Annotated in this window: 26 protein-coding genes and 1 riboswitch; of the genes, 7 read left to right on the forward strand and 19 right to left on the reverse strand. The window is 35.8% G+C overall.

What is annotated here, in order from left to right; genetic code table 11:
* Nucleotides 1–179: 179 nt before the first annotated feature.
* The 10 genes from gcvPB to comGA form a co-directional block, all read right to left on the reverse strand.
* Entirely contained in the window at nt 180–1,649 is a 1,470-nt protein-coding gene (gcvPB, locus tag LG296_RS11575) for an aminomethyl-transferring glycine dehydrogenase subunit GcvPB (protein WP_107934825.1), read from the reverse strand.
* Nucleotides 1,642–2,988 carry an aminomethyl-transferring glycine dehydrogenase subunit GcvPA gene (gene gcvPA / locus LG296_RS11580; protein ID WP_107934824.1) on the reverse strand — a complete coding sequence of 449 codons (1,347 nt, stop codon included), beginning with the start codon at nt 2,986–2,988 and terminating at the stop codon, nt 1,642–1,644. The genes gcvPB and gcvPA overlap by 8 nt, the downstream gene beginning before the upstream one ends.
* Before the next feature lie 23 nt (nt 2,989–3,011).
* Nucleotides 3,012–4,115, reverse strand: a complete 1,104-nt coding sequence (gcvT, locus tag LG296_RS11585) for a glycine cleavage system aminomethyltransferase GcvT (RefSeq protein WP_107934823.1) — start codon at nt 4,113–4,115, stop codon at nt 3,012–3,014.
* Nucleotides 4,116–4,390: 275 nt separating this feature from the next.
* A riboswitch (glycine riboswitch) is annotated at nt 4,391–4,484 on the reverse strand.
* Between the two features lie 132 nt (nt 4,485–4,616).
* Nucleotides 4,617–5,129 (reverse strand): shikimate kinase, encoded by a 513-nt coding sequence (locus tag LG296_RS11590; protein WP_107934822.1) that lies wholly within the window; start codon nt 5,127–5,129, stop codon nt 4,617–4,619.
* 204 nt (nt 5,130–5,333) lie between these two features.
* Complete coding sequence (gene comGF / locus LG296_RS11595; protein WP_107934820.1) at nt 5,334–5,792, reverse strand: competence type IV pilus minor pilin ComGF; 459 nt, start codon at nt 5,790–5,792, stop codon at nt 5,334–5,336.
* A complete protein-coding gene (locus LG296_RS11600; RefSeq protein WP_215534993.1) occupies nt 5,768–6,040 on the reverse strand; it encodes a hypothetical protein in 273 nt (90 codons plus the stop codon). Before LG296_RS11600 ends, comGF begins: the two co-directional genes overlap by 25 nt.
* A 25-nt stretch (nt 6,041–6,065) precedes the next feature.
* Nucleotides 6,066–6,542: a prepilin-type N-terminal cleavage/methylation domain-containing protein gene (locus LG296_RS11605; RefSeq protein ID WP_146223225.1), complete on the reverse strand. Its 477-nt coding sequence runs from the start codon at nt 6,540–6,542 to the stop codon at nt 6,066–6,068.
* Nucleotides 6,532–6,819, reverse strand: a complete 288-nt coding sequence (gene comGC / locus LG296_RS11610) for a competence type IV pilus major pilin ComGC (protein ID WP_404427986.1) — start codon at nt 6,817–6,819, stop codon at nt 6,532–6,534. The genes LG296_RS11605 and comGC overlap by 11 nt, the downstream gene beginning before the upstream one ends.
* 55 nt (nt 6,820–6,874) lie before the next feature.
* Nucleotides 6,875–7,942 (reverse strand): competence type IV pilus assembly protein ComGB, encoded by a 1,068-nt coding sequence (comGB, locus tag LG296_RS11615; RefSeq protein ID WP_107934816.1) that lies wholly within the window; start codon nt 7,940–7,942, stop codon nt 6,875–6,877.
* A complete protein-coding gene (gene comGA / locus LG296_RS11620; RefSeq protein ID WP_107934815.1) occupies nt 7,923–8,936 on the reverse strand; it encodes a competence type IV pilus ATPase ComGA in 1,014 nt (337 codons plus the stop codon). The genes comGB and comGA overlap by 20 nt, the downstream gene beginning before the upstream one ends.
* A 291-nt stretch (nt 8,937–9,227) precedes the next feature.
* On the opposite strand from comGA, the gene LG296_RS11625 reads away from it, so the two are divergent.
* Together LG296_RS11625 and LG296_RS11630 are read left to right on the forward strand one after the other, a co-directional pair.
* A complete protein-coding gene (locus tag LG296_RS11625) occupies nt 9,228–9,935 on the forward strand; it encodes a metalloregulator ArsR/SmtB family transcription factor (RefSeq protein WP_107934814.1) in 708 nt (235 codons plus the stop codon).
* 116 nt (nt 9,936–10,051) lie between these two features.
* Nucleotides 10,052–10,294 (forward strand): DUF2626 family protein, encoded by a 243-nt coding sequence (locus LG296_RS11630; RefSeq protein ID WP_107934813.1) that lies wholly within the window; start codon nt 10,052–10,054, stop codon nt 10,292–10,294.
* Between the two features lie 96 nt (nt 10,295–10,390).
* On the opposite strand, the gene LG296_RS11635 is transcribed toward LG296_RS11630, so the two are convergent.
* Complete coding sequence (locus LG296_RS11635; protein WP_107934812.1) at nt 10,391–11,035, reverse strand: MBL fold metallo-hydrolase; 645 nt, start codon at nt 11,033–11,035, stop codon at nt 10,391–10,393.
* Nucleotides 11,036–11,201: 166 nt separating this feature from the next.
* Here LG296_RS11635 and LG296_RS11640 point away from each other — a divergent pair, with 166 nt between their 5' ends.
* On the forward strand, nt 11,202–11,384 hold the full coding sequence (locus LG296_RS11640) for a DUF2759 domain-containing protein (RefSeq protein ID WP_107934811.1): 183 nt from the start codon (nt 11,202–11,204) through the stop codon (nt 11,382–11,384).
* A gap of 98 nt (nt 11,385–11,482) precedes the next feature.
* Here the strand turns inward: LG296_RS11640 and LG296_RS11645 are convergent, their stop codons facing one another.
* The 4 genes from LG296_RS11645 to rpmG all read right to left on the reverse strand — a co-directional run bounded on the left by LG296_RS11645 (nt 11,483) and on the right by rpmG (nt 14,800).
* Nucleotides 11,483–13,390, reverse strand: coding sequence for an LTA synthase family protein (locus tag LG296_RS11645; RefSeq protein ID WP_107934810.1), 1,908 nt, complete (start codon nt 13,388–13,390; stop codon nt 11,483–11,485).
* A 386-nt stretch (nt 13,391–13,776) separates the two neighbouring features.
* A complete protein-coding gene (locus LG296_RS11650; RefSeq protein ID WP_107934809.1) occupies nt 13,777–13,989 on the reverse strand; it encodes a YqgQ family protein in 213 nt (70 codons plus the stop codon).
* The gene (locus LG296_RS11655) at nt 13,986–14,573 is read right to left on the reverse strand and encodes a 5-formyltetrahydrofolate cyclo-ligase (RefSeq protein WP_107934808.1); all 588 of its coding nucleotides are present in this window, start codon (nt 14,571–14,573) and stop codon (nt 13,986–13,988) included. The genes LG296_RS11650 and LG296_RS11655 overlap by 4 nt, the downstream gene beginning before the upstream one ends.
* A gap of 77 nt (nt 14,574–14,650) precedes the next feature.
* A complete protein-coding gene (gene rpmG, locus LG296_RS11660; protein WP_008408521.1) occupies nt 14,651–14,800 on the reverse strand; it encodes a 50S ribosomal protein L33 in 150 nt (49 codons plus the stop codon).
* A gap of 160 nt (nt 14,801–14,960) precedes the next feature.
* Here rpmG and LG296_RS11665 point away from each other — a divergent pair, with 160 nt between their 5' ends.
* Together LG296_RS11665 and LG296_RS11670 are read left to right on the forward strand one after the other, a co-directional pair.
* On the forward strand, nt 14,961–15,386 hold the full coding sequence (locus LG296_RS11665; RefSeq protein WP_107934807.1) for a hypothetical protein: 426 nt from the start codon (nt 14,961–14,963) through the stop codon (nt 15,384–15,386).
* Nucleotides 15,383–15,898 carry a hypothetical protein gene (locus tag LG296_RS11670; RefSeq protein ID WP_107934806.1) on the forward strand — a complete coding sequence of 172 codons (516 nt, stop codon included), beginning with the start codon at nt 15,383–15,385 and terminating at the stop codon, nt 15,896–15,898. The genes LG296_RS11665 and LG296_RS11670 overlap by 4 nt, the downstream gene beginning before the upstream one ends.
* Before the next feature lie 56 nt (nt 15,899–15,954).
* On the opposite strand, the gene LG296_RS11675 is transcribed toward LG296_RS11670, so the two are convergent.
* Nucleotides 15,955–16,854 carry a LysR family transcriptional regulator gene (locus tag LG296_RS11675; RefSeq protein ID WP_107934805.1) on the reverse strand — a complete coding sequence of 300 codons (900 nt, stop codon included), beginning with the start codon at nt 16,852–16,854 and terminating at the stop codon, nt 15,955–15,957.
* 130 nt (nt 16,855–16,984) lie between these two features.
* Here LG296_RS11675 and LG296_RS11680 point away from each other — a divergent pair, with 130 nt between their 5' ends.
* Together LG296_RS11680 and LG296_RS11685 are read left to right on the forward strand one after the other, a co-directional pair.
* A complete protein-coding gene (locus tag LG296_RS11680) occupies nt 16,985–18,220 on the forward strand; it encodes an MFS transporter (RefSeq protein ID WP_107934804.1) in 1,236 nt (411 codons plus the stop codon).
* Entirely contained in the window at nt 18,217–18,687 is a 471-nt protein-coding gene (locus LG296_RS11685; protein ID WP_107934803.1) for a glutathione peroxidase, read from the forward strand. Before LG296_RS11680 ends, LG296_RS11685 begins: the two co-directional genes overlap by 4 nt.
* Before the next feature lie 93 nt (nt 18,688–18,780).
* Here the strand turns inward: LG296_RS11685 and LG296_RS11690 are convergent, their stop codons facing one another.
* The 3 genes from LG296_RS11690 to LG296_RS11700 all read right to left on the reverse strand — a co-directional run bounded on the left by LG296_RS11690 (nt 18,781) and on the right by LG296_RS11700 (nt 20,610).
* The gene (locus LG296_RS11690) at nt 18,781–19,650 is read right to left on the reverse strand and encodes a hypothetical protein (protein WP_107934802.1); all 870 of its coding nucleotides are present in this window, start codon (nt 19,648–19,650) and stop codon (nt 18,781–18,783) included.
* 82 nt (nt 19,651–19,732) lie between these two features.
* Nucleotides 19,733–20,158 (reverse strand): sigma-70 family RNA polymerase sigma factor, encoded by a 426-nt coding sequence (locus LG296_RS11695; protein ID WP_235867691.1) that lies wholly within the window; start codon nt 20,156–20,158, stop codon nt 19,733–19,735.
* A gap of 95 nt (nt 20,159–20,253) precedes the next feature.
* Complete coding sequence (locus tag LG296_RS11700; RefSeq protein WP_181418097.1) at nt 20,254–20,610, reverse strand: DUF5071 domain-containing protein; 357 nt, start codon at nt 20,608–20,610, stop codon at nt 20,254–20,256.

The following is a 20,610-nucleotide window of genomic DNA, read 5'->3' on the forward strand; positions in this document are numbered from 1 at the left end:
ATCCTCCAAAGATAAAACACGAGTTTCTTCCTATTATATAGTCACATTAGTTACCAGTGTTTCAAATCAACATACAAACCTACTATTTGCATTTTAATATATGTTGTGTACTGTCATTTTTTTGATAATTATCAGCAACAAAGAAAAAGACGCCTCGTTAGTCGAGACGTCTAACTCTATTAGCCTTCGATTTTAGTATAACGAAGAATAGGTGTACGAGCGGCACGCGTTTCATCTAAACGGCTGATTACTGTTGTATGTGGTGCTTCTTGAACGATTGAAGGATTTTCTTCTGTTTCTTTTGCGATTTGAATCATTGCATCACAGAAAGCATCTAAAGTCTCTTTAGATTCTGTTTCTGTCGGCTCAATCATCATTCCCTCTTCAACATTCAATGGGAAATAGATTGTTGGTGGATGGTATCCAAAATCTAGTAAACGTTTAGCTATATCCAACGTACGAACGCCCAATTTCTTTTGACGACGGCCAGAAAGAACGAATTCATGCTTACAATGGCGATTATATGGTAGGTCAAAGTAAGACTCTAGACGACGCATCATATAGTTTGCATTTAGTACAGCATACTCAGTTACCGCTTTTAAACCATCCGGTCCCATTGTACGGATATAAGTATAGGCACGAACATTAATACCAAAATTCCCGTAATAAGGTTTTACACGACCAATTGTTTGAGGTCGATCATAGTCAAAATGGAATGATCCATCTTCTTTTTTCACTAGTACTGGTTTAGGTAAGAAAGGAATTAAATCCGCTTTTACACCAACTGGACCTGAACCTGGTCCACCACCACCATGAGGTCCTGTAAATGTTTTATGAAGGTTTAAATGCACACAGTCAAAGCCCATATCCCCAGGACGTGCTTTACTCATAACAGCATTTAAATTAGCTCCATCATAATAAACCTTACCGCCAACACCATGAATGATTTCAGCCATTTCTAAAATATTTTCTTCGAATAACCCTAAAGTATTCGGGTTTGTCAGCATTAAAGCTGCTGTATCTTCACCAACAACACGACGTAAATCGTCTAAATCTACTAAACCATCTTCGTTTGATTTAACAGTGATAGTTTCAAAGCCTGCAACAGTAGCTGAAGCTGGATTTGTACCATGAGCAGAGTCCGGTACGATTACTTTATTACGATGACCTTCACCATTTGCTTCATGGAACGCACGAATCATCATTAATGCTGTCCATTCACCATGTGCTCCTGCTGCTGGCTGTAATGTCACTTCATCCATTCCCGTAATCTCTACTAAAGAAGTTTGAAGCTCATAGAGTAATTCCATTGCACCTTGTACAGTTGCTTCATCTTGTAAAGGATGTATGTTAGCAAAGCCTGATAATCTAGCTACATTTTCATTTATTTTCGGATTATATTTCATCGTACAAGAGCCTAATGGGTAGAAACCAGAATCTACACCGTGATTACGACGAGATAATGCCGTATAGTGACGCATGATATCAAGCTCTGCCACTTCTGGTAATTCAGCAGCTTCTTCACGGACAAAACCTTCTGGTAATAGTTCTGTTAAATCAAAATCCTGCACATCTAATTCTGGTAAGCTATAGCCTACTCGACCTTCTTTGGATAATTCAAAAATGAGTGATTGATTTTCGTTATGCATTGTAAGCCCCCATTTTCTCAACTAATGCGTCGATTTCTTCTTTTGTACGTAGTTCTGTAACTGCTAGTAACACATGGTTTTCCAGCTCAGGATAAGTTCTGCCTAAGTCAAATCCACCAATAATTCCATCTTCAATAAGCTGTTTATTGATATCCGATACAGCCTTATTTGTTTTCACTACAATTTCATTAAAATGGGCACCCTGGAAAGGTACTGTGAAACCTGCTGCTTCGAAAGCGTTTTTCGCATAACGTGTTTTCACAATATTTTGCTTTGCCATTTCTTGAACACCTTTTTTACCAAGAGCTGTCATTGCAACTGATGCTGCAAGAGCTAATAGAGCTTGGTTTGAACAAATATTAGAAGTAGCTTTTTCTCGACGAATATGCTGCTCGCGCGCTTGTAAGGTTAATACATAGCCTCGACGCCCCTCCTGATCGACCGTCTCACCTACCAAACGACCTGGAACCTTACGCATCAGTTTCGTTGTCGTAGCGAAATAACCACAGTAAGGACCACCAAAGCTTTCTGGAATTCCAAATACCTGTGCATCCCCAACGGTAATATCTGCTCCTAATTTACCTGGAGGTGTAAGGATACCTAAAGCAAGAGGATTTGCGGAAACGATAAATAATCCTTTTGCTTCATGAGTGATGTCACCCAGCGTTTGAAGATCTTCAACCTGACCAAAGAAGTTAGGATATTGCACCATAACGCCTGCTGTATTATCGTCAATTAGCTCTTTTAATTGCTCGATATCTGTTACTCCATTGTTTGTTGGTACTAGAACAATTTCGATTGATTGTCCATATGCATATGTAGCCACTACATCACGATATTCAGGGTGGATTGCTTCAGAAACTAATAGCTTTTTGCGACGAGTATGACCTGCTGCCAGCATACCTGCTTCTGCTAAAGAAGTTCCTCCATCATACATTGATGAGTTTGCAAGATCCATTCCAGTTAGTTCCGCAATCATTGTTTGGAATTCAAAAATTGCTTGTAATTCCCCTTGTGAAATTTCAGGCTGATATGGTGTGTATGCAGTATAAAATTCAGAACGAGAAATAACATGGTCAACAATAACAGGTTTATAGTGATTGTAAATACCAGCACCAAGGAAGGAAACATTTGAATCAGTGTCTTCATTTTTAGCTGCAAGCTGTTTTAACTCTTTTAGTAAGGCAGATTCTGATTTTGCTTCTCTAATATTGTATAACCCTTGGAATCTAACACTCTCAGGGATATCTGAAAATAACTCGTCAACACTTTCCACACCAATTGTTGCTAGCATATCTTTTCTGTCTTGTTCTGTCATAGGAAGATAACGATGTACCATTTTATTAAGCCTCTTTTCACAATTTATTTTGAGCGTTTATAAAAAGGAGTTGCACATGTGTGCGCCTTCAATTTTTTGTTGCGAATCTCTATTTCTAGCTCTGTATCTAATTGAGCAAATTTTGCATCAATTAAGGCTAAACCGATGTTTCTTTTTGTTAATGGCGATTGAGTTCCCGTAGTAATCTCACCGATTTCAACGCCATCTTTAAATACTTTATAGCCATGACGAGGAATCCCTTTATCAATCATTTCAACACCAATAAGCTTTTTAGCTAAGCCATTTCCCTTTTGAGCTACTAATGCCGCTTTTCCGATAAAGTCGCTCTCTTTTTGAAGCTTTACCGCAAAACCAATTCCTGCCTCTAGAGGTGAAATGTCCTTTGAAAGCTCTTGACCATAAAGTGGCAGGCACGCTTCAAAACGTAAGGTATCACGGGCACCTAACCCAGCAGGTACAACACCTTTGTCTTTTCCAGCTTCTAGAATTTTTGTCCAAAGCTCAACGATTGCTTGAGGCTCACCGTAAATTTCAAAGCCATCTTCCCCTGTATAACCTGTACGTGAAAGTAATACGGAGTTACCCGCAATCACTGCGTTTTCTATAAATTTAAAATATTTCAAAGAGTTTAGGTCTACATCTGTTAATGTTTGAAGCACTTCTTCAGCTAGTGGACCCTGTAATGCAATTTGTGCATATTCCTCGGATTTGTTTGTAACCGTTACTTCACCTTGAACCTGAGCTTTCATCCAATCAAAATCTTTCTCAATGTTAGCCGCATTCACGCACAATAAGAATTTCTCATCTTCAAGTCGATAAACTAATAAATCGTCGACAACTCCACCATTTTCATAGCACATTGCATTATACTGTGCTCCACCAATTTGAATTTTGGAAATATCATTAGTTAGTAAAAATTGTAAATATGCCAGTGCATCTTTACCTTCTACAATAATTTCACCCATATGGGATACATCGAAAAGGCCCGCGCGATGACGAACAGCGTCATGCTCATCTTTAATGGAAGAGAATTGGACTGGTAAATCCCAACCTCCAAAATCAATTGTTTTCCCGCCGCTTTTTGCATACTCATCAAATAATGGCGTTCGCTTTAATTCATTTCCCATTCATCATGTCCCCCTAGTATTATCCATAATTTGCACAATAGAAAAACACAACTTAACACAAATCGGCCAAGTTGCTGTCACATTATTCGTGGATATCTTTTATAACACTTCCAATCCGCAAAAAAAGGACAGACGAATCCTCTTTAATCCTGAGGAATCCCCTGTCCTTGCACCTGAAAGTTACACCAAATCGATATACACTTTTTGAATCGATAATTGGCTTTCCCCTTTGGTGGCTGAATCAAATAAAATCGAAACAGCACTCTCCAGAGATGCGTCCTGTACGAGTCTTTTTGCCTGAGAGATTCATAGCTCTTCACTACTTGCTCCTTCGGCGACGCTCTTCACGTTCTCTCCCCGCACAATCATCCGCGCAAATATTCTAAATTCAATGTACAATATAACATCTCTTGGCTATATCCTAACATTGGTCATTATGAAAAGGCAATCTTTTTTTAATCCAACTTTAAAAACGAACATTCAAAAGAATAAACATATAAATCATTCGCCTTTTAAACGATTCACCTGAAACCCAATATATTCAACAATTTGACGTAGTGATCGTCCCTCTGTCAATACTCGAATATGATTAGCAGCTCTATAGAATTTTCTTCTCGTTTGATACAGCTGCTCTAGCTCTTCTTTAGTTGAACGCTGCACAATTGGTCGATTCTTATCATTTTTGATACGCACATAAATGTCTTCGAATGTTGCATCTAAAAAAAGTACCAATCCGGAATGACGCATGATTTTGCGATTTTCTTCGCTCATTGCTACACCACCGCCTGTTGCAATGATACATGCTTCATCTCGGAAATTCAGAAGAAATTCTGTTTCTAATGCTCTAAAATAAGCTTCCCCGTACACTTCAAATATCTCAGGTATTGACATTCCTTGCTGACGAACAATCTCATGATCCATGTCGTAATATGGTAGTCTTAAAAAATAACTTAGCCTTCGTCCGATAGCGCTTTTACCACATCCCATGAAGCCTACTAAATATATTTTTCGCATGCTATCACCTTCTTTGACTTTCCAAAATCTTTCTACTACTTACTACCAATTTCCTTCAGTAGGTTTATCGTAGCACGAACATTGGCGAATTCCAATGAATTATACACCAATTTTTGCGATTGGTACGATAAACAATAGAAAGTAATAAAAGAAGTTGTTATGAATAGTAACATTATAGCAAGCATAAAGGTTCCACCACTCTCATTACGTACTATTTTGAACAAAGAACCTCCTCTCCTTTTCTATACCATTATTAAAAATTACTGATATCGTCATATATTGGCCATCCCAAGTAAACCAAGCATTTTGAATACCGACTAATAAAGGAGTATTTCCTTGATTATTAACTATTAGCCTAAGGACATCTCCACTACGGTTTATTTTCTTTACTCCACTAGAATTTGTGTAGAAGATTTCCATGGATTTGGTGTCATTTGATAATTTTATCTCTCGCACATTTAGCACTAATTGCTGGAGGTCATTTACAAAAAGCTCCCAGGCTACCTGATTATTTGAAAGCTCCGTTGTGTTCATTTGCTCAATCCAAATTAGGACGGCTAGCATGATTTGAGATAGAAGAACAAAGACTGTAATGGAAAAGAGTGCTTCAATAAGTGTATAGCCTTGGCTGCTTTCAATTAGTCTCCGGTTCGATTGATGCATTTAACTTGTTCTCCACTTAAATTTTCAAATTGGACACAAATTTGTTCCCCATCATATGTCCAATGAAATTCTTTTAGTTCTATGGTTTTGCTGCCAGCAATTTTCGATTGTGCTTTAATTTGTTTTGCTGCATCCAATGCTGTTTCTGAAGCATGCAGCTCTAATTTTTGGTTATATAAAGAAGACTTCAACTGGTAGCTTAACGGAATCAAAGAGCCGGCTATGATTAAAATAATAGCTACCGTCAATAAAGTTTCAACAAATGCTATTCCTTTACAATTCAACTAACCTCATCCGCCCTTCCTTTATATAAATAATCAAATTTGTTTGTCCAAAGGGCGTATGAAATTTTATGGTACCAAAATTGGATACATCACCACTCGGGTAAACCATGAAATGTTTAAGATTACTAGTCATATCAACCTTTATACCTTGTGGGATTTCTCTTTCAAACAATATCTCTCCTGAGAAAATCCCATGCCCTTTATAATTATTCGAACTATTAAATTGAATATAAAATGCCTCATCATTTTTTATAGCTAACGCTTGAATCTCCTGAATATCTAGCATTAGCTGCTGAAAAAATTGATTTACTACCCACTTTTCAGAAAGTGTGAGGGTAATTTGAAAAACTATGGAGCTTGTAAGTAGCAAAATAAAGAGTACAAGAAGCATTTCAATTAATGTAAAGCCCCTCATGTTCATTACTCTTTTGCCATGCAGCTTGTCTACCATGCCACTATTGTCCACTCGTATTTTTCACTGCAATGACATTTCCATCACTTTCAATCTCAATCAAGTCACCGTTAGGACATTTTGCTGCCTCATCTCCATTTAAGTACCCTCCTGTTTGCAGAGCACTTATTGATGGTAGTGTATTATTGTCAAGCTTATATGCCTCAACTTGTCCCTGAACCATTTTCAAATAAGCTTCACACCCCTTGTTATCAATGGTTGCGAAGTGCTTCGTCACATTTGGTACTGTGACCAGTACTAAAACTGAGATGATCAGAAGGACTATCAACATCTCTATTAAGGTAAATCCTTTTTCATTTATTCTTTTCAAGAAAAACACACTCCTATTAAATTATTTCAATTAGCTCATACATCGGCAGCAGAATACTCAAATATGCCGCAATAATACTTAAGGCGATTATGATAAAGAAAAGTGGCTGTATGATGGATACACCCTTTTTAATCAAGTTCTGTATTTTTTCATCGATTAACTCACTGTAAATCAATAACTGCCTCCCGAGATAACCGCTATTTTCTCCATGCTTTATAAACTCTTCAAATTTAGAAGAAAACCACCCTAGTTTATAGACAGCCGATGAAAGGGACTCTCCGAATATGACTTGTCCCTCAATCTCCTTAGACACATAGGCCAGAATTTTATTTAATTGTTGGTCTTGTAAGATTGTTAAGGCCTGCTGAAGAGAAAAACCTCCCAACAACAAATCCCCCATTGTTTTAGCTAGGTGATTTGTAATATGCATTTTATAAAAGTAATTAATAATCGGAAGCTTTAACAGAAGAGGTAATTGTTGCTGTACGTTTAATCTTTTGATGTAGATAATAACGGTGGTGACGAGGCAAATAGTTGTTATTAAAGTAAAAAACAAGACATCCGGAAGACGAAGAAATATTGATGAAATTAAGACTGTTGTATTCCCACCATCAGATCGAGTGTTTAGAATTTGGGTTATGTTAGGAAGAAAGTAAGTGCGGAATGCTATGAAAATGCTTATAAGTAACACACTGAGTAGCACAGGATAGCTTAGAAGGTTAAGCAGCTTTTTTCGCATTTTTTCGTTGAAGTCCAATTGCTTAGAAATCGTTTGTAGGCTTTCGGCAAGCTTTCCACTTTCCTCAGAAATTTTAATGGCCACCAGGAAATGTTTGGGAATCTGAAAGCACTCCAATATTTCTGTAGTACCTTCCCCATTCTTCAGCTTTTCTAGTATCATCACACGCCAAGCGTTTGGGTCATCTACATGATAAGGTAATAGCATTTCGATTGAATCTGAGAAGGTGTATCCTTCGTTTAATAGTGTACTAACTCTGTTAAGAAATGATGGCAGCTGCCGAACCTTATTCTTTTTATCGAGGCTTATTGTGACGTTTTTTAACTTACGAAGTTGTAGGAGCATTTCTTTTTCTCACCTCAAATAAGGATTTCTGACTTGTCAACTTTTCAGAATGAGGCAATTCATACTGTTCTCCGCGCATTGTTGTTGCAATTGCATCAATTAGATTCAGGTCACTTAATATTTCGTATATCGCCTTTCTCTCTTCTGGCTCAACCTGCACTAAGCATTGCGCAACAATCCCAATGACAGCCTGTCTAATTTCCTCTATAGAAATATTTAGATCTAAAAGCCGGTAAATACAGTTTACTGTGTCCTTTGCATGAATAGTGGACAACACCAAATGACCTGTTAAAGACGCTTCTATGGCAATCTTAGCAGTTTCCCTATCTCTTATCTCACCTATCATTATAACGTCAGGTGAATGGCGGAGAATTGCCTTTAAACCAGCAGCATAAGTAACACCTGCACGTTCATTTACCTGTATTTGCAATAAATTTGATTGATTACTTTCAACTGGGTCCTCAAGTGAAATGACGTGACGAGCTAATGATTCACTTGTGTAATTGATTAGTGAATATAATGAGGTAGTTTTTCCTGACCCGGTCGCTCCACAGAACAACAGTAATCCTTGGCGACTTGATACAAGCTGTACTAATTTGTTTGCTGAGCTTGGATTTAAACAAATTGACGAGATGGGAAGGCGAGAGTTTTGAACGAGTATCCGAATAACTAGACTCTCTCTTTTGAAAATCGAGGGCAATGTAGAAACGCGAAATGCATATAATTGACTAGAAATTTCCTTCTGAAAAGAACCGCTTTGGGGCTTTCTCTTTTCACTAATATCTAGAGATGATAAAAACTTTAAATAAGAAATAATTCTATCGCCTAACTCATTTGGCAAATTACTCGTTGGAAATAGCTTTCCGTATTTCCTGAAATGGATAGAATAACTGTCTTGTGCAGGAACTATATGGATATCAGAAGCACCAAAGTGCAAGGCCTTTAACAATAATTGTATACTCTTACTTTCAACAACTGATTCTACCTCCAAAATGACACCTCCTTGTTTTTAAAATACTTGCTGACCGCAAATCATTAATGACAGTATATCTGGAGATTTCAAATTAGAAAACCCTTTTTCCGAAGATAAAATTTTGAGTATAAATTATCCTTCAAATCTCATTTTTCAACCCCTTATTACTACATTTAGATTAGTAAAATCAACCCAAAATATGAAATTTGCTTTAATTGTAATAATTCATCGACAAATTCTATATCAATCCTATATTATAAAAGTTAAAATAATACTGTAATAAAAAGTAAATAATACTAGAGAGGTGATTTCATGGTTCATCCTTTAAAAATAACAAGTACTTTATCTGATGAAACACGTTACCAAATTTATGAATATATGCTTCAACAAAAAAAATCATTTACAGTACAAGCGATTGCCGACCGATTTAATATTCATCCAAATGTGGCTAGACTTCATTTAACAAAGCTAACAGAAATCAATTTAATTTCAGCTCACTTTGTCAAATCCGGTAAGGGTGGCAGACCTGGGCGAGAGTATAAAGCTTCCGAAGAGGGAGTTGAGTTAAGCTTCCCTAAAAAAGAGGATAGTCGTTTGATTAATTGGGCTATGAAGCTAATCGAACAATTGGGGCCAGAGGCAATTGACGTTGCAAAAAAAATAAGCTATGAAGATGGCTATTCAGAAATGAAACAAAGTATAGCCTATGGAAAAGGAATTGTACTTAGTGACTTTAACGCTAAAATAGATCACTTAACAACAGCTTCTGCACTAATTGGATACATACCAGAAATTACTGAAACAGAGAATGGAAAAAAAATTATCTTCTCTATTTATAATTGTCCGTTTAAAAAACAATTATCTACAAATAATGAGATTGTATGTATATTACATGAATCCTATTTAAACGGGCAAATAGATGCTCTTTTTTCTCAAAATGAGTTTGAGCAAGTAGAAAGCATGGTTCATGATTGTGAAAACTGCAAGTACGAAATAGAAATTGGCAATAATGCTCTCTAGCATTTTCTACTCTATTGTCACAAACAAAATGTAAGTAGGAGTTTACATTATAGTTTCAAATCATTTATAATAAAAGATGATATTATTGTGTCGTATGGCAAAAGGAGGGATACTTCATGAGTAACATGTATAAAGTTATGGCTTTCTGGACTGGTATTTTTGCCGTTATGTTCTACCTTGGTGATATGTACGAGGTTTCGCTATTATTCATTGGTAATACAATTTTATTCTTATTATTAGGCTTCTTAAACCTAACAGAACGCATGTACATGTACATTTTCGGAGCTTATTTAACAATATTCTTCGCAGGATTCACGTATTACACTACGTTTATCCATGTACCAGGTGCAGGACACTAATAAACGACACCAACTGTTTTTTCAGTTGGTGTTTTTTATTTATAAAATAATAAAGAAAAGAAACGATTCAACTTTAACTGAATCGTTTCTTTGAATTTAGAATCCATTTAAAAAAGGATTACTATCGATTTCCTGAGCTGGAGTCGTATAACTACCGTGTCCTGGGTAAATAATTGTATCCTCAGGCAACACTAACAATTTGTCATGAATTGACTTAAGAAGCACCTCATGCGATCCTCCAAGTAAATCAGTTCTTCCAATACTGCCTTCAAATAAAGTATCCCCTACTATTGCAAATCCGTCTTCTTCGAAAATATATGAGATACTGCCAGGAGAATGACCTGGTGTAAATACTGCCTTAAATTTCATGTCAGCGATATCAAAGGACTGTTCCTTTCGAATGATATACTCTTGTTCGGGTTTGTTAACAATGTAATTCGGAAGCTCAGCATACCTACCAGAACCATTTTTCATGGGATCAGATAGCCAGGACACTTCTTTTTCATGAATATATAGAGGAAGTTCAAAAACTTCTCTTAAATCCTCTACAGCACCTATATGATCAAAATGTGCGTGTGTTAAAAAAATAGCTCTTGGTTTTAGCTGATTGGACTGAATTACTTTCATTATTTTTGAAGATTCTTCCCCTGGGTCGAATAGTATGCACTCTTTTTGCTTATTACTAATGATATAACAATTTGTTTGAACAGGTCCTAGACTATATGCTTTAACGTTTAACATTGTATTCACCTCTCGATTATTATACATCGCTTAGAAGAAAATTACATTCTCTAGTCAAACAACTGGATTATTTCTTCTCGACAAACGGGATAAGGTGATTTACAATAAAGAAGGAATATTGTTTATCGACATGCTTTTTCACATGTCGAAAGGAGTGTCTTTTTTAATGAACTTATTAATGGTTATTTTCGCTTTAGTAGCAATCTTCGCAGTAGTGAACTTTTTCCAAGCGATTAAAGAAAAGAATGTTCTTTCTTTAGTATTTAGCTTAGCTACTGCAGCAATTTTTGGTTGGTTTGTAGTAATGACTATTTTAAATCAAGGCTACCCACCAGCATTACATCACTAAGATAAAAACGAGGTATCTTCTAGATACCTCGTTTTTTCTCTTTCTACAATCGAAGCAGAAGAAAAGGGTTATCTCAGCACTTGAGATAACCCTTTTCTTTATTTTTCTTCTACTTCTAGTGCATCCTGTAGTAAATTACCTGTAGCTTCATCATAGAAACGCAATAAGTCGCCATTTATTATTTGATCAGAGTATTCCAACTCAATCGAAGAACGTTCAATATATGGCTGACACGCTTCAATTTCTGTTTGTTCACCTGTAGTTCTGTCATAACATACTTCACCAGCGTAAACCAGGTCATCTGTTATGAATCGACCGTCACGGAAAATAACTAAGTCCTCATGCTCTTCAGAGAATAAATCTGCCCCTAATTGCATGTCATTCGAAGTCTCAATTCCAAGTAAGTGCATGATTGTAGGACGAAGGTCGATTTGGCCAGCCGCTTCATCCATTACTTGCCCATCTCCTGATCCAGGAACATGAATGAATAATGGTACTGACTGTAGTAAAGCACTATCATAAGCTGTAATTTCTTCTTTACCTAAATACGTCGACATCGCTTTATTATGATTTTCTGAAATTCCATAGTGATCTCCATACATCACAATTATTGAGTTGTCATAAAGTCCCTCTTCTTTAAGCTTATCAAAGAAGGTTTTAATCGATTCATCTAAATAACGGACTGTTTGGAAATAACGATTTAACGTCCCCGAATTTGAATTATACTCAGGAATCATAATATCCTCTTCTTCCAAAGTGAAGGGATAGTGATTTGTTAAAGTTATCATTTTTGAATAAAATGGTTGATCCATTTCTTTCATTAGATCCACTGATTGCTCAAAGTACGGAATATCCTTCAGTCCCCAGTTTACAGAATTCTCATCTGTTACTTCATAGGATTCAATATCGTAAAATTTATCGATATTAAATGACTCATAAATTTCATTTCGGTTCCAAAACGATGAATTATTAGAATGCATTACATTTGTAAAGTATCCATTCTCACCTAATTTTTCAGACATCGTATTATACGTATTTCCACCATGAGTAAAGAATACAGCCCCACGACCCAATCCAAATAATGAATTTTCAACGATAAACTCAGAATCACTTGTTTTCCCTAAGCCTGTTTGGTGGTAAAAATCATTAAAATAATACGTATCCTTATCGTTTGTTAGACTATTTAAAAATGGTGTAACTACTTCCCCATTCATTTCATTGTTTATCACAAAACTCTGAAGAGATTCTAGTGAAACCAGTATCACGTTGCGTCCCTTATACTTCCCAAACATCTCTGGGTTCACAGCTGCTTGATTTGCTTGCACATAGTTATCTACTTCAACCAACTCACTACCATCAGCCAATGCTCGCTGTGCACTTGACTTTGACTGTACATAGATGTCATATAAATGATAGTTATACGTACCGATGTTTTTTACAAGTAGCTCACGATCGAATGCACGTGTTAGAAGCTGTGGACGCTCCGTTTCGGATAATCCTAAATTTAAGAATACAATCGCCATTGAAAGAACAAAATACGCACGACGCATTTCAATTCTTACAGGTGTAATTCCTTCGCTTTTTGGAATAAATTTAATCGCAATAAGTAGCACAATTAAATCAGCAAAGTAAAGAATATCTGTGAAGCTAATAATATCTGCAACTGAATTCCCCAAATCACCGAAATTACTTGTTTGGAATAACACTGCGAAGGTAATAAAATCATTATAGAATCTGTAAAAACCAACATTTGCGAAAAGTACGATTGCTAAAAATGCACTAACGGTAATCAAATACCGATTTCGTAGCTTCTCTGTTTTGAAGAATAGAGAAATTCCATAAGCAAAAAGAATAAAGCTTAATGGATTAATAATCAAAATTAACTCTTGCATCGCATTTTCAATATCCAGCTCGAAGCTTGTATGGTACACAATTACTGTTTTAAGCCAAGTCGCGAAAATCGCTATCGCTAATATCGAATGTTTAGGCCATTTAAATGATTTCATTCCAAAACATCCCTTCTACAAAATTAATATATAAATGTAATACATTTCTAGTGAAATGAAATTTACAATAAAAAAACATTTTAATAATAATAAACAAAATTTATCTTAATCTTTTTTACTTTATTTAGCAATAGACAGTAGAGAAAAACCGCTCGACAGAATATTACAAAATTCAACGATTATGATGTCAAATATTATAATACCTTAAGAATAATTACGTTTTATTTACAAAAAGGTTCCCAAATGAAAACAGTGGAAAAAATCCACTGCTGGTTCATTTCATTTATTAGACATATAATTAACATTTATTAACATAAACGACTTGTTTCAATCACAAAAATTAAATTTTTACCAAATAATCAAAAATTTCCAAGTTAAAATTGAGACTATTGAAGTCTTTTTTCCTCTTTTGCAATTCTCGAGGCTTCTTGTCGCAAAATTAACATCGCAGCTTGAAAAGCACTCGGTTCCAATACTTTCGCTTTATATAGCTCTCGTATCTCGTCCTCCATCAAAAGGATATCTCCCTGGCGATCTCTTGTATAAATAAATGTTCCATATTGTTTTAGTAAGTCATATATATCCTTCATTGATTTCATGAGTTAAGCTCCTTTCGATTTTGCAGACAATCGATTGTTTCAGTTTCAGTAATTAATAAGTCTACTGGTATATCAAAGCTTTCCTTAGGGACATCATCAATCACTTGTAAATTGAAGGCTAGTGAAATCAACATTCCATCAAATCGACTCAGATATCGGTCATAATAGCCTCCGCCATAACCTATTCGATACCCTTTCTTATCAAAGACGATTCCTGGCACGATGATACAGTCTATTTCCTCTGGATGTACAAGCTGTGTACATTCGGGGTTCGGTTCCTGTAAATCCATATATACGTTTTCAAGCTGATTAAAATGCTCTATTTCATAGAATTTCATAGAGCGATCCTTCGAATTGCACTTTGGCACTACTACTTTTTTTTTAAGCTGCCAAAGAGATTCAATAATCTTTTTCGTATCAACCTCTTGTTTATTGGATATCGTGATAGCAATCGTCTTTCCTTTTATAATAGAAGGCTCTCTAAACAAAAGCTTTTTAATATTTAGAGATGAAAGTTCATATTGCTCAGCGTCCATTTTTTGTAAGGAGTGTCTAACTTGAGTTCTTAGTAGCTTTTTATCCAATTTAAATCATCCCTTTAGACATTGATTTGTTCCTATAATTAAAAAGCCAAAACCACAAGTGGTTTTGGCAATAATGCTTACTTTGTTTCACGGTGAAGAGTGTATTTCTTCTCGCGAGAGCAATATTTTTTAAGTTCAAGACGCTCTGGATTGTTACGTTTGTTCTTTTTAGAAATGTAGTTACGTTCGCCACAATCTGTGCAAGCTAAAGTAATGTTTACGCGCATTATTAACCCTCCCACTCTATATCAAGACTTGTATCATTTGAGCATGATTTATACGACTAAATCATTATAACATAAACTGAAAAAAAATCTAGCATGATTTATAATTAACTTTTACTATGGTAAAATAACCTAAAATGCGATTATTAACGGAGGAAATATAGTGGAATTTTCAATAATTTTAATGATCATCGGAATCCTTTGTATCGTTGTATCATTTTTCCTAAGAGATTCTTCAAAAAAATTAGAGCAGGATATCGAAGACCTCTCGATTAGTATCTATCAAGAAACAAATTCGCTTAAAAAGCGATTAAAAATTATAGAAGAAGAGCTGTTGTTGGAATCTAATTTTACTGTTAAACCAAAGGCAACAAATAAAAGCTCAATACAGGCCTATAAGCAAGCAGCACAAGTCGCACAGTCAAAACAAGTAAATCCAGCTAATAACACCCAACAAATCAACGAAATACTTATAAGTCAAGTCATCCAGTTAAACAAACAGGGATATCCTGTTGACGAAATAAGTAAAATGTCTACATTGTCAAAGGAACAAATTCTTTCGATTTTAAATAACGGAGGCAACCGATGAAAAAATCTTCATTACGTTCCTTTGGCATTGCTTGTTTCGTAATCGGCTTGCTAATTACTTTCTCAGAAAAAGTTAATATTCCTTTCATTTCTTCTTCAGAAACGAAAGCTGAAGAACAGTATAAAAGTAAAATCTCACAATTAGAACAACAGCTACAGGATGCAAACGAACAAATTACAGGACTAGAACAAACAGAGCCGACAAATGAGGCAGTAGCAGAAGACAAGCCTTCTGAAGAACAAAAAACTGAATCAGAAGAAAAGCCAGTAGCTAGTGATCCTGAGGTAAAAGACGAAACAGTGACAGATACGCTTTACGTTTATGCTGGCTTAACTCCTGCAGAGGTTGCTCAAAAATTAAAAGACATGAACATTATTAAAAATAGTGTTGAAATGGAGCTGTTTTTGGCTCAGCCTGAATACGCAACAACCATTCAAAAAGGACAATTCGAGTTAAATTCTTCTATGTCTGTAGAAGAAATCGCCAATATTATTACAGGAAAATTACGATAAGCGAGCTGTAAGGGAAGTCTATTTCACATATGGACTTCCCTTTTTCTATTGCAGGCTCAATCTCTCTTACCTAACTTTGTTGTTTGAAAAAATGTTCGTATATAGTCTTCAAGTAGCTTAGTAGCCGCGCTCTTAAAATGCTTATTTATATAAGCTAAACCAATCTCTCGTCTACAGTTTGGTGCATTAACCTTTAGCAGCTGAATTTGATATTGCTCAAGTCCCTTTATATAAGGAATAAGCGATACACCAAGTCCACTTTCCACTAAGCCTGTGATGGTATGAACCTCTTCACCCTCAAAGGCTACATTTAACTGGTAGCCTTCTTGTTTATATAAATCGTCAACGGATTTACGTAATGTATTTCCTTGTTTAATCGAGATAAATGGTTCACCAGCAAAATCCTTAAGGCTAACTTCATTAGCACTCGCAAGAGGATGGCTTTTTGGCACAATGAGAAATAATTCCTCCTCCCAAAGCTTCTCCCAAACCAAATCCTTATGTGTATCTAGGGAAGAAATTAAACATAAATCGAGTTCCCCCACCTCTAGCTTCTGCAAAATCGTACTTGAATTACTTTGAGTCAATTGAATTTTAAGCTGTGGATAGTCTTTTTGTACTCGAGCCATTAATTGAGGAATTACTTCGAGTCCAAGTGTATGCATAAATCCTATAGAGACTACACCTTGTCCAGGAGAAACAAGATTTAGGAGGTCTTCTTTTGCCATTTCATAATCCTTCAACAGGTTTTCAGACCGTTCTAAAAAAAATTGTCCATAACGATTCAATTTAATGGAGCGACCATTTCTCTCAAACAAAGTAACCCCCAAGCTTTCCTCTAATAATGAAATGGATTTACTGAGGGCAGGTTGCGTTATATGTAAAATTTCTGCAGCACGTGACATATTTTCATATTTTGCAACCAAGACAAAATATTGAAGAGAATTAAAATCCATATTACCCCTCTCCCTTATGACTAAAATTTATAAGACACATAAAAACAATGAATTATCATTATATAGCTATCTTCATTATAATAAATTAAAGTTCAAAAATATGTTAATTTTGAAAAAGAGGCGTATCAGCATGAATTATTTACAAAAAGGAACGAAAGAATTTACTTTAGCTAATTTAGCCTTATTTGCTGCGGGTTTTATCACCTTTGCCAACCTTTATATTACACAGCCCTTATTTCCACAATTCACTAAAACCTTTGGTGTCTCCCCAGCTACTGCAAGTCTATCGCTCTCTCTTTCTACTGGCGTCTTATCGGTCACTCTAATTTTATTTGGCTCATTATCAGAGGCCTGGGGACGTAAACGGTTAATGACCATTTCCATTTTCGCCGCTTCAATTTTCACCATCTTACTAGCCTTTGCCCCCACCTTTGAAGCACTTTTACTATTACGTATGCTTCAAGGCTTTGTTTTTGCTGGCGTACCTGCAATAGCAATGGCATATTTGGCTGAAGAGGTAGATCCAAAGAGTCTTGGAGTTGCAATGGGTCTCTATATTAGCGGTAATTCAATAGGTGGGCTATCGGGAAGAATCATTATGGGTACCATGACAGATTTCTTCAATTGGCAAATCGGCATGGTGTTTACAGGATTACTAAGCTTGCTTATTTGTTTATATTTTGTTTGGGCTTTACCTGCCTCAAAGCATTTTAGCCCTCGAAAGCTCGAATTTAAAGCATTATCCAAATCTCTTTTTCATCATATAAAGGATCCAGGTTTACTTTGTCTATTCGGAATTTCATTTACCTTAATGGGTGGATTTGTCACACTTTATAATTATATAAGCTATAAATTACTTGGCGCTCCTTATCATTTAAGCAGTACCGTTGTTGGTTGGATATTTATCGTTTACCTTGTGGGAACTTTTAGCTCCACATGGTTTGGAAGTCTTTCTGACAAGTTTGGACGTCCAAAAGTATTGCTCACTGGGATTGCTATCATGTTTACAGGAGCTCTACTGACGTTACCTATCAACCTTGTTATTAAAATTGCCGGGATTGTCATCTTTACTTTTGGTTTTTTTGGTTCACATTCCATTGCAAGCGGATGGGTCAGCTTCCGGGCTACAAAGGACAGAGCACAAGCCTCTTCCCTTTATCTATTCGCCTATTATTTTGGCTCTAGTATTGGTGGAACAACAGGAGGATTCTTCTGGTCTAGATGGGGATGGAATGGCGTCATTGCATTTATAGGGGCTTGTTTAGTTACAGCCTTCACACTTGCTGTTACACTAGTGTTATTAAATGAAAAAGCAAAGAAGCGTCAAAACAGCTTCCAACTTGTAAAGAAAGAAGGATTTCAATGACTATTTATAACTTTGAAGTAACAAACGACGAAGGAATTCCCTATACACTAAACAAATACGAAGGCAAACTCTTGCTTATTGTAAACACTGCCACTAAATGCGGACTCGCTGGTCAGTTTAATGAATTGGAAGAGCTTTATAAAAATTATCATGAAAAAGGATTTGAAATACTCGGCTTTCCTTCTGATCAGTTTAAACAAGAGTTAAGTTCTGGTACAGAAGCTGCTGAGGCCTGCCGACTTACATATGGAGTCTCCTTCCCTATGCATGAGCTTGTTAAGGTAAATGGAGAAAACGCCCATCCCTTATTTAAATATTTAACGGAGGAAACGAAAGGTATTTTGGGTAGTAAAGTAAAATGGAATTTCACCAAATTTTTAGTCGATCGCAATGGCAATGTCGTTAAACGCTTCGCCCCAACAGACAAACCTTCAAAATTCGAAAGTGAAATAGCAAAGTATCTATAATAGAAAGCAAAAGGACGCAGCAGTATAGCGTCCTTTTTTGCAGCATATAAAAAATTTTTTGTTCAATGAAATGTAATGTATCACATCTGACATTCACCACATTGGTTCATCCTCTTTAGAATAACGAGTTGTGAAATTATTAATATAAAAATTAAAAAATAAACCAACAAGGATAAACGAAAATCCTATTACTGGAAAAGGGATTCCTAAAAATCCTAATGCATAATGACTAACAAAAGGCATCCAAACGAATATAATGGCTTTATTCCTAGAGGCTTTAGTTTGAAAAATATTTTCTTCACAGTGAATGCATTTTAAACGGTACGGAGCCCATGTTATTTTGTAAAGATCTTTACGTGAAAAGAGATGACCACAGTGAGGACAGCTGGACCTGTTTAAGTCCCTAATGGACCATAATAAAACTAAATAATTTAACAGAAAAACAAAAAACACAGTTAAATATTTGATACTAGCCAATGATGAAAAAACTATTCCCATTCCAATAACAACGCACAAGAAACTCTGGATTAGAATACTGTTTTGCCTAGTTGGTAATAGTTTTGCCAAAACCCTAGCAACAAATGTCTTTTCCCATCTCCTCGTCTTCTTCATAACGGCAAAAAATAGAAGTACCACGATTATTTCTAAAATAATTGCCCCAACTATCCAGTAAAACTTCTCAGAGGACAGTAGCTCAAAAATATTAATATCATTATTTATTTCTTCTGGAGAAGACATTGTTAGATCTAGCGGGTTATATTGAATCATTAGTAATAGGAAGAAAGCTGCACCTAATACAAATGATGTAAGCACCGTTGGGTAAATCCAATTCCTCTTCGCTTCTGATACATCACGTTGAGAGCTTACCTTATCCAGCAAATCTTCCTTCATTTTTGGAGATAGGTTGATGCTTGATTCAAGCTCGCTTTTCCAGCTTCCCTTAAAATCTTTCTGAGTTTTCATCGACTAGCACCTCCCATTCATAGTTTTGAAGCTTCTCTCTTAGCTCAGCTCTAGCCTTCTGCAATCTGGATTTTATAGTGGATTAGGGAACACCAAGAATCTCTGAAATTTTCTTTGTAGTATGTTCAGCATAGTAGTACAAGAAAATAGCCTCACGAAGCTTTACCTTTAAAGTAAATACTGCACTCGTTATTTCCGTCTTCTCTTCCTCTTCAATTACGCTTTTTTCTATACTCTTTGTTCTTTCTTTTATAAAAATTTTTTCTAATACAAGCTCCCTTTTATTTTTCCAGCTCCTTAAATAATCATAACTGCGGTTAATCGTCATTTTTGTTAAGTAGGTTTTAAGAGAAGCATCTCCCCTAAACTGACTTTGTTTCCTGTAGTATGAAAAAAGGACATCCTGAAGGATTTCCTGTGCAATTCGTTCATCCCTAACATATGTATAAGCTATACGGAGCAAATAATCGCCGTATTGATCAATTATTTCTTTTAAATGTTGTTGCAAACTGTTCCCCCCTCCTCTCATTAATTAGACGTTGATAAATTAATTTTAGACGAAAAAAAGCACACAAATTTATAAAATGTGTGCTGCAGTATGATTTAGATAAAATTATTTAAAACCGATAAAGCTTTTTCATCAAGATTAGCTGACTTTTCTTCAATTGTAGGAGCATGTGCGATTCTTTGCAATTGTTCCTCTAGAGCGATTTTCACGAAAAAAGGTAGCTGTGGCACAAGAAAATCCAGGCACCATTCCTTCATACTAATATCCTTTTCCGCTGATTCGAACACTTCAAAAATAAATGGAGTAATCTCGTTAGGAAATTTAATCAATAGCTTCGCCAAGTCTTGTGTTTTCACTAATTTATTTTCATTTAACAATTGAACTATTAGTGGGACTTCATTTTGCAGTTGTTCATTAGTTAATCCTAAAAAGTAAGTTTCTGTTTTTTCCAA

Origin of the sequence: Ureibacillus chungkukjangi (assembly GCF_044795995.1) — a bacterium.
GTDB classification, from domain to species: Bacteria; Bacillota; Bacilli; order Bacillales_A; family Planococcaceae; genus Ureibacillus; species Ureibacillus chungkukjangi.

What these genes read in the sequence shown, in the direction of transcription:
- gcvPB (WP_107934825.1), bottom strand. Translation starts at nt 1,649, where the DNA reads ATGCATAACGAAAATCAATCACTCATTTTTGAATTATCCAAAGAAGGT.
- gcvPA (WP_107934824.1), bottom strand. Translation starts at nt 2,988, where the DNA reads ATGGTACATCGTTATCTTCCTATGACAGAACAAGACAGAAAAGATATG.
- gcvT (WP_107934823.1), bottom strand. Translation starts at nt 4,115, where the DNA reads ATGGGAAATGAATTAAAGCGAACGCCATTATTTGATGAGTATGCAAAA.
- LG296_RS11590 (WP_107934822.1), bottom strand. Translation starts at nt 5,129, where the DNA reads ATGCGAAAAATATATTTAGTAGGCTTCATGGGATGTGGTAAAAGCGCT.
- comGF (WP_107934820.1), bottom strand. Translation starts at nt 5,792, where the DNA reads ATGCATCAATCGAACCGGAGACTAATTGAAAGCAGCCAAGGCTATACA.
- comGC (WP_404427986.1), bottom strand. Translation starts at nt 6,819, where the DNA reads ATGTTGATAGTCCTTCTGATCATCTCAGTTTTAGTACTGGTCACAGTA.
- comGB (WP_107934816.1), bottom strand. Translation starts at nt 7,942, where the DNA reads ATGCTCCTACAACTTCGTAAGTTAAAAAACGTCACAATAAGCCTCGAT.
- LG296_RS11625 (WP_107934814.1), top strand. Translation starts at nt 9,228, where the DNA reads ATGGTTCATCCTTTAAAAATAACAAGTACTTTATCTGATGAAACACGT.
- LG296_RS11630 (WP_107934813.1), top strand. Translation starts at nt 10,052, where the DNA reads ATGAGTAACATGTATAAAGTTATGGCTTTCTGGACTGGTATTTTTGCC.
- LG296_RS11635 (WP_107934812.1), bottom strand. Translation starts at nt 11,035, where the DNA reads ATGTTAAACGTTAAAGCATATAGTCTAGGACCTGTTCAAACAAATTGT.
- LG296_RS11640 (WP_107934811.1), top strand. Translation starts at nt 11,202, where the DNA reads ATGAACTTATTAATGGTTATTTTCGCTTTAGTAGCAATCTTCGCAGTA.
- LG296_RS11645 (WP_107934810.1), bottom strand. Translation starts at nt 13,390, where the DNA reads ATGAAATCATTTAAATGGCCTAAACATTCGATATTAGCGATAGCGATT.
- LG296_RS11650 (WP_107934809.1), bottom strand. Translation starts at nt 13,989, where the DNA reads ATGAAATCAATGAAGGATATATATGACTTACTAAAACAATATGGAACA.
- rpmG (WP_008408521.1), bottom strand. Translation starts at nt 14,800, where the DNA reads ATGCGCGTAAACATTACTTTAGCTTGCACAGATTGTGGCGAACGTAAC.
- LG296_RS11670 (WP_107934806.1), top strand. Translation starts at nt 15,383, where the DNA reads ATGAAAAAATCTTCATTACGTTCCTTTGGCATTGCTTGTTTCGTAATC.
- LG296_RS11675 (WP_107934805.1), bottom strand. Translation starts at nt 16,854, where the DNA reads ATGGATTTTAATTCTCTTCAATATTTTGTCTTGGTTGCAAAATATGAA.
- LG296_RS11680 (WP_107934804.1), top strand. Translation starts at nt 16,985, where the DNA reads ATGAATTATTTACAAAAAGGAACGAAAGAATTTACTTTAGCTAATTTA.
- LG296_RS11685 (WP_107934803.1), top strand. Translation starts at nt 18,217, where the DNA reads ATGACTATTTATAACTTTGAAGTAACAAACGACGAAGGAATTCCCTAT.
- LG296_RS11690 (WP_107934802.1), bottom strand. Translation starts at nt 19,650, where the DNA reads ATGAAAACTCAGAAAGATTTTAAGGGAAGCTGGAAAAGCGAGCTTGAA.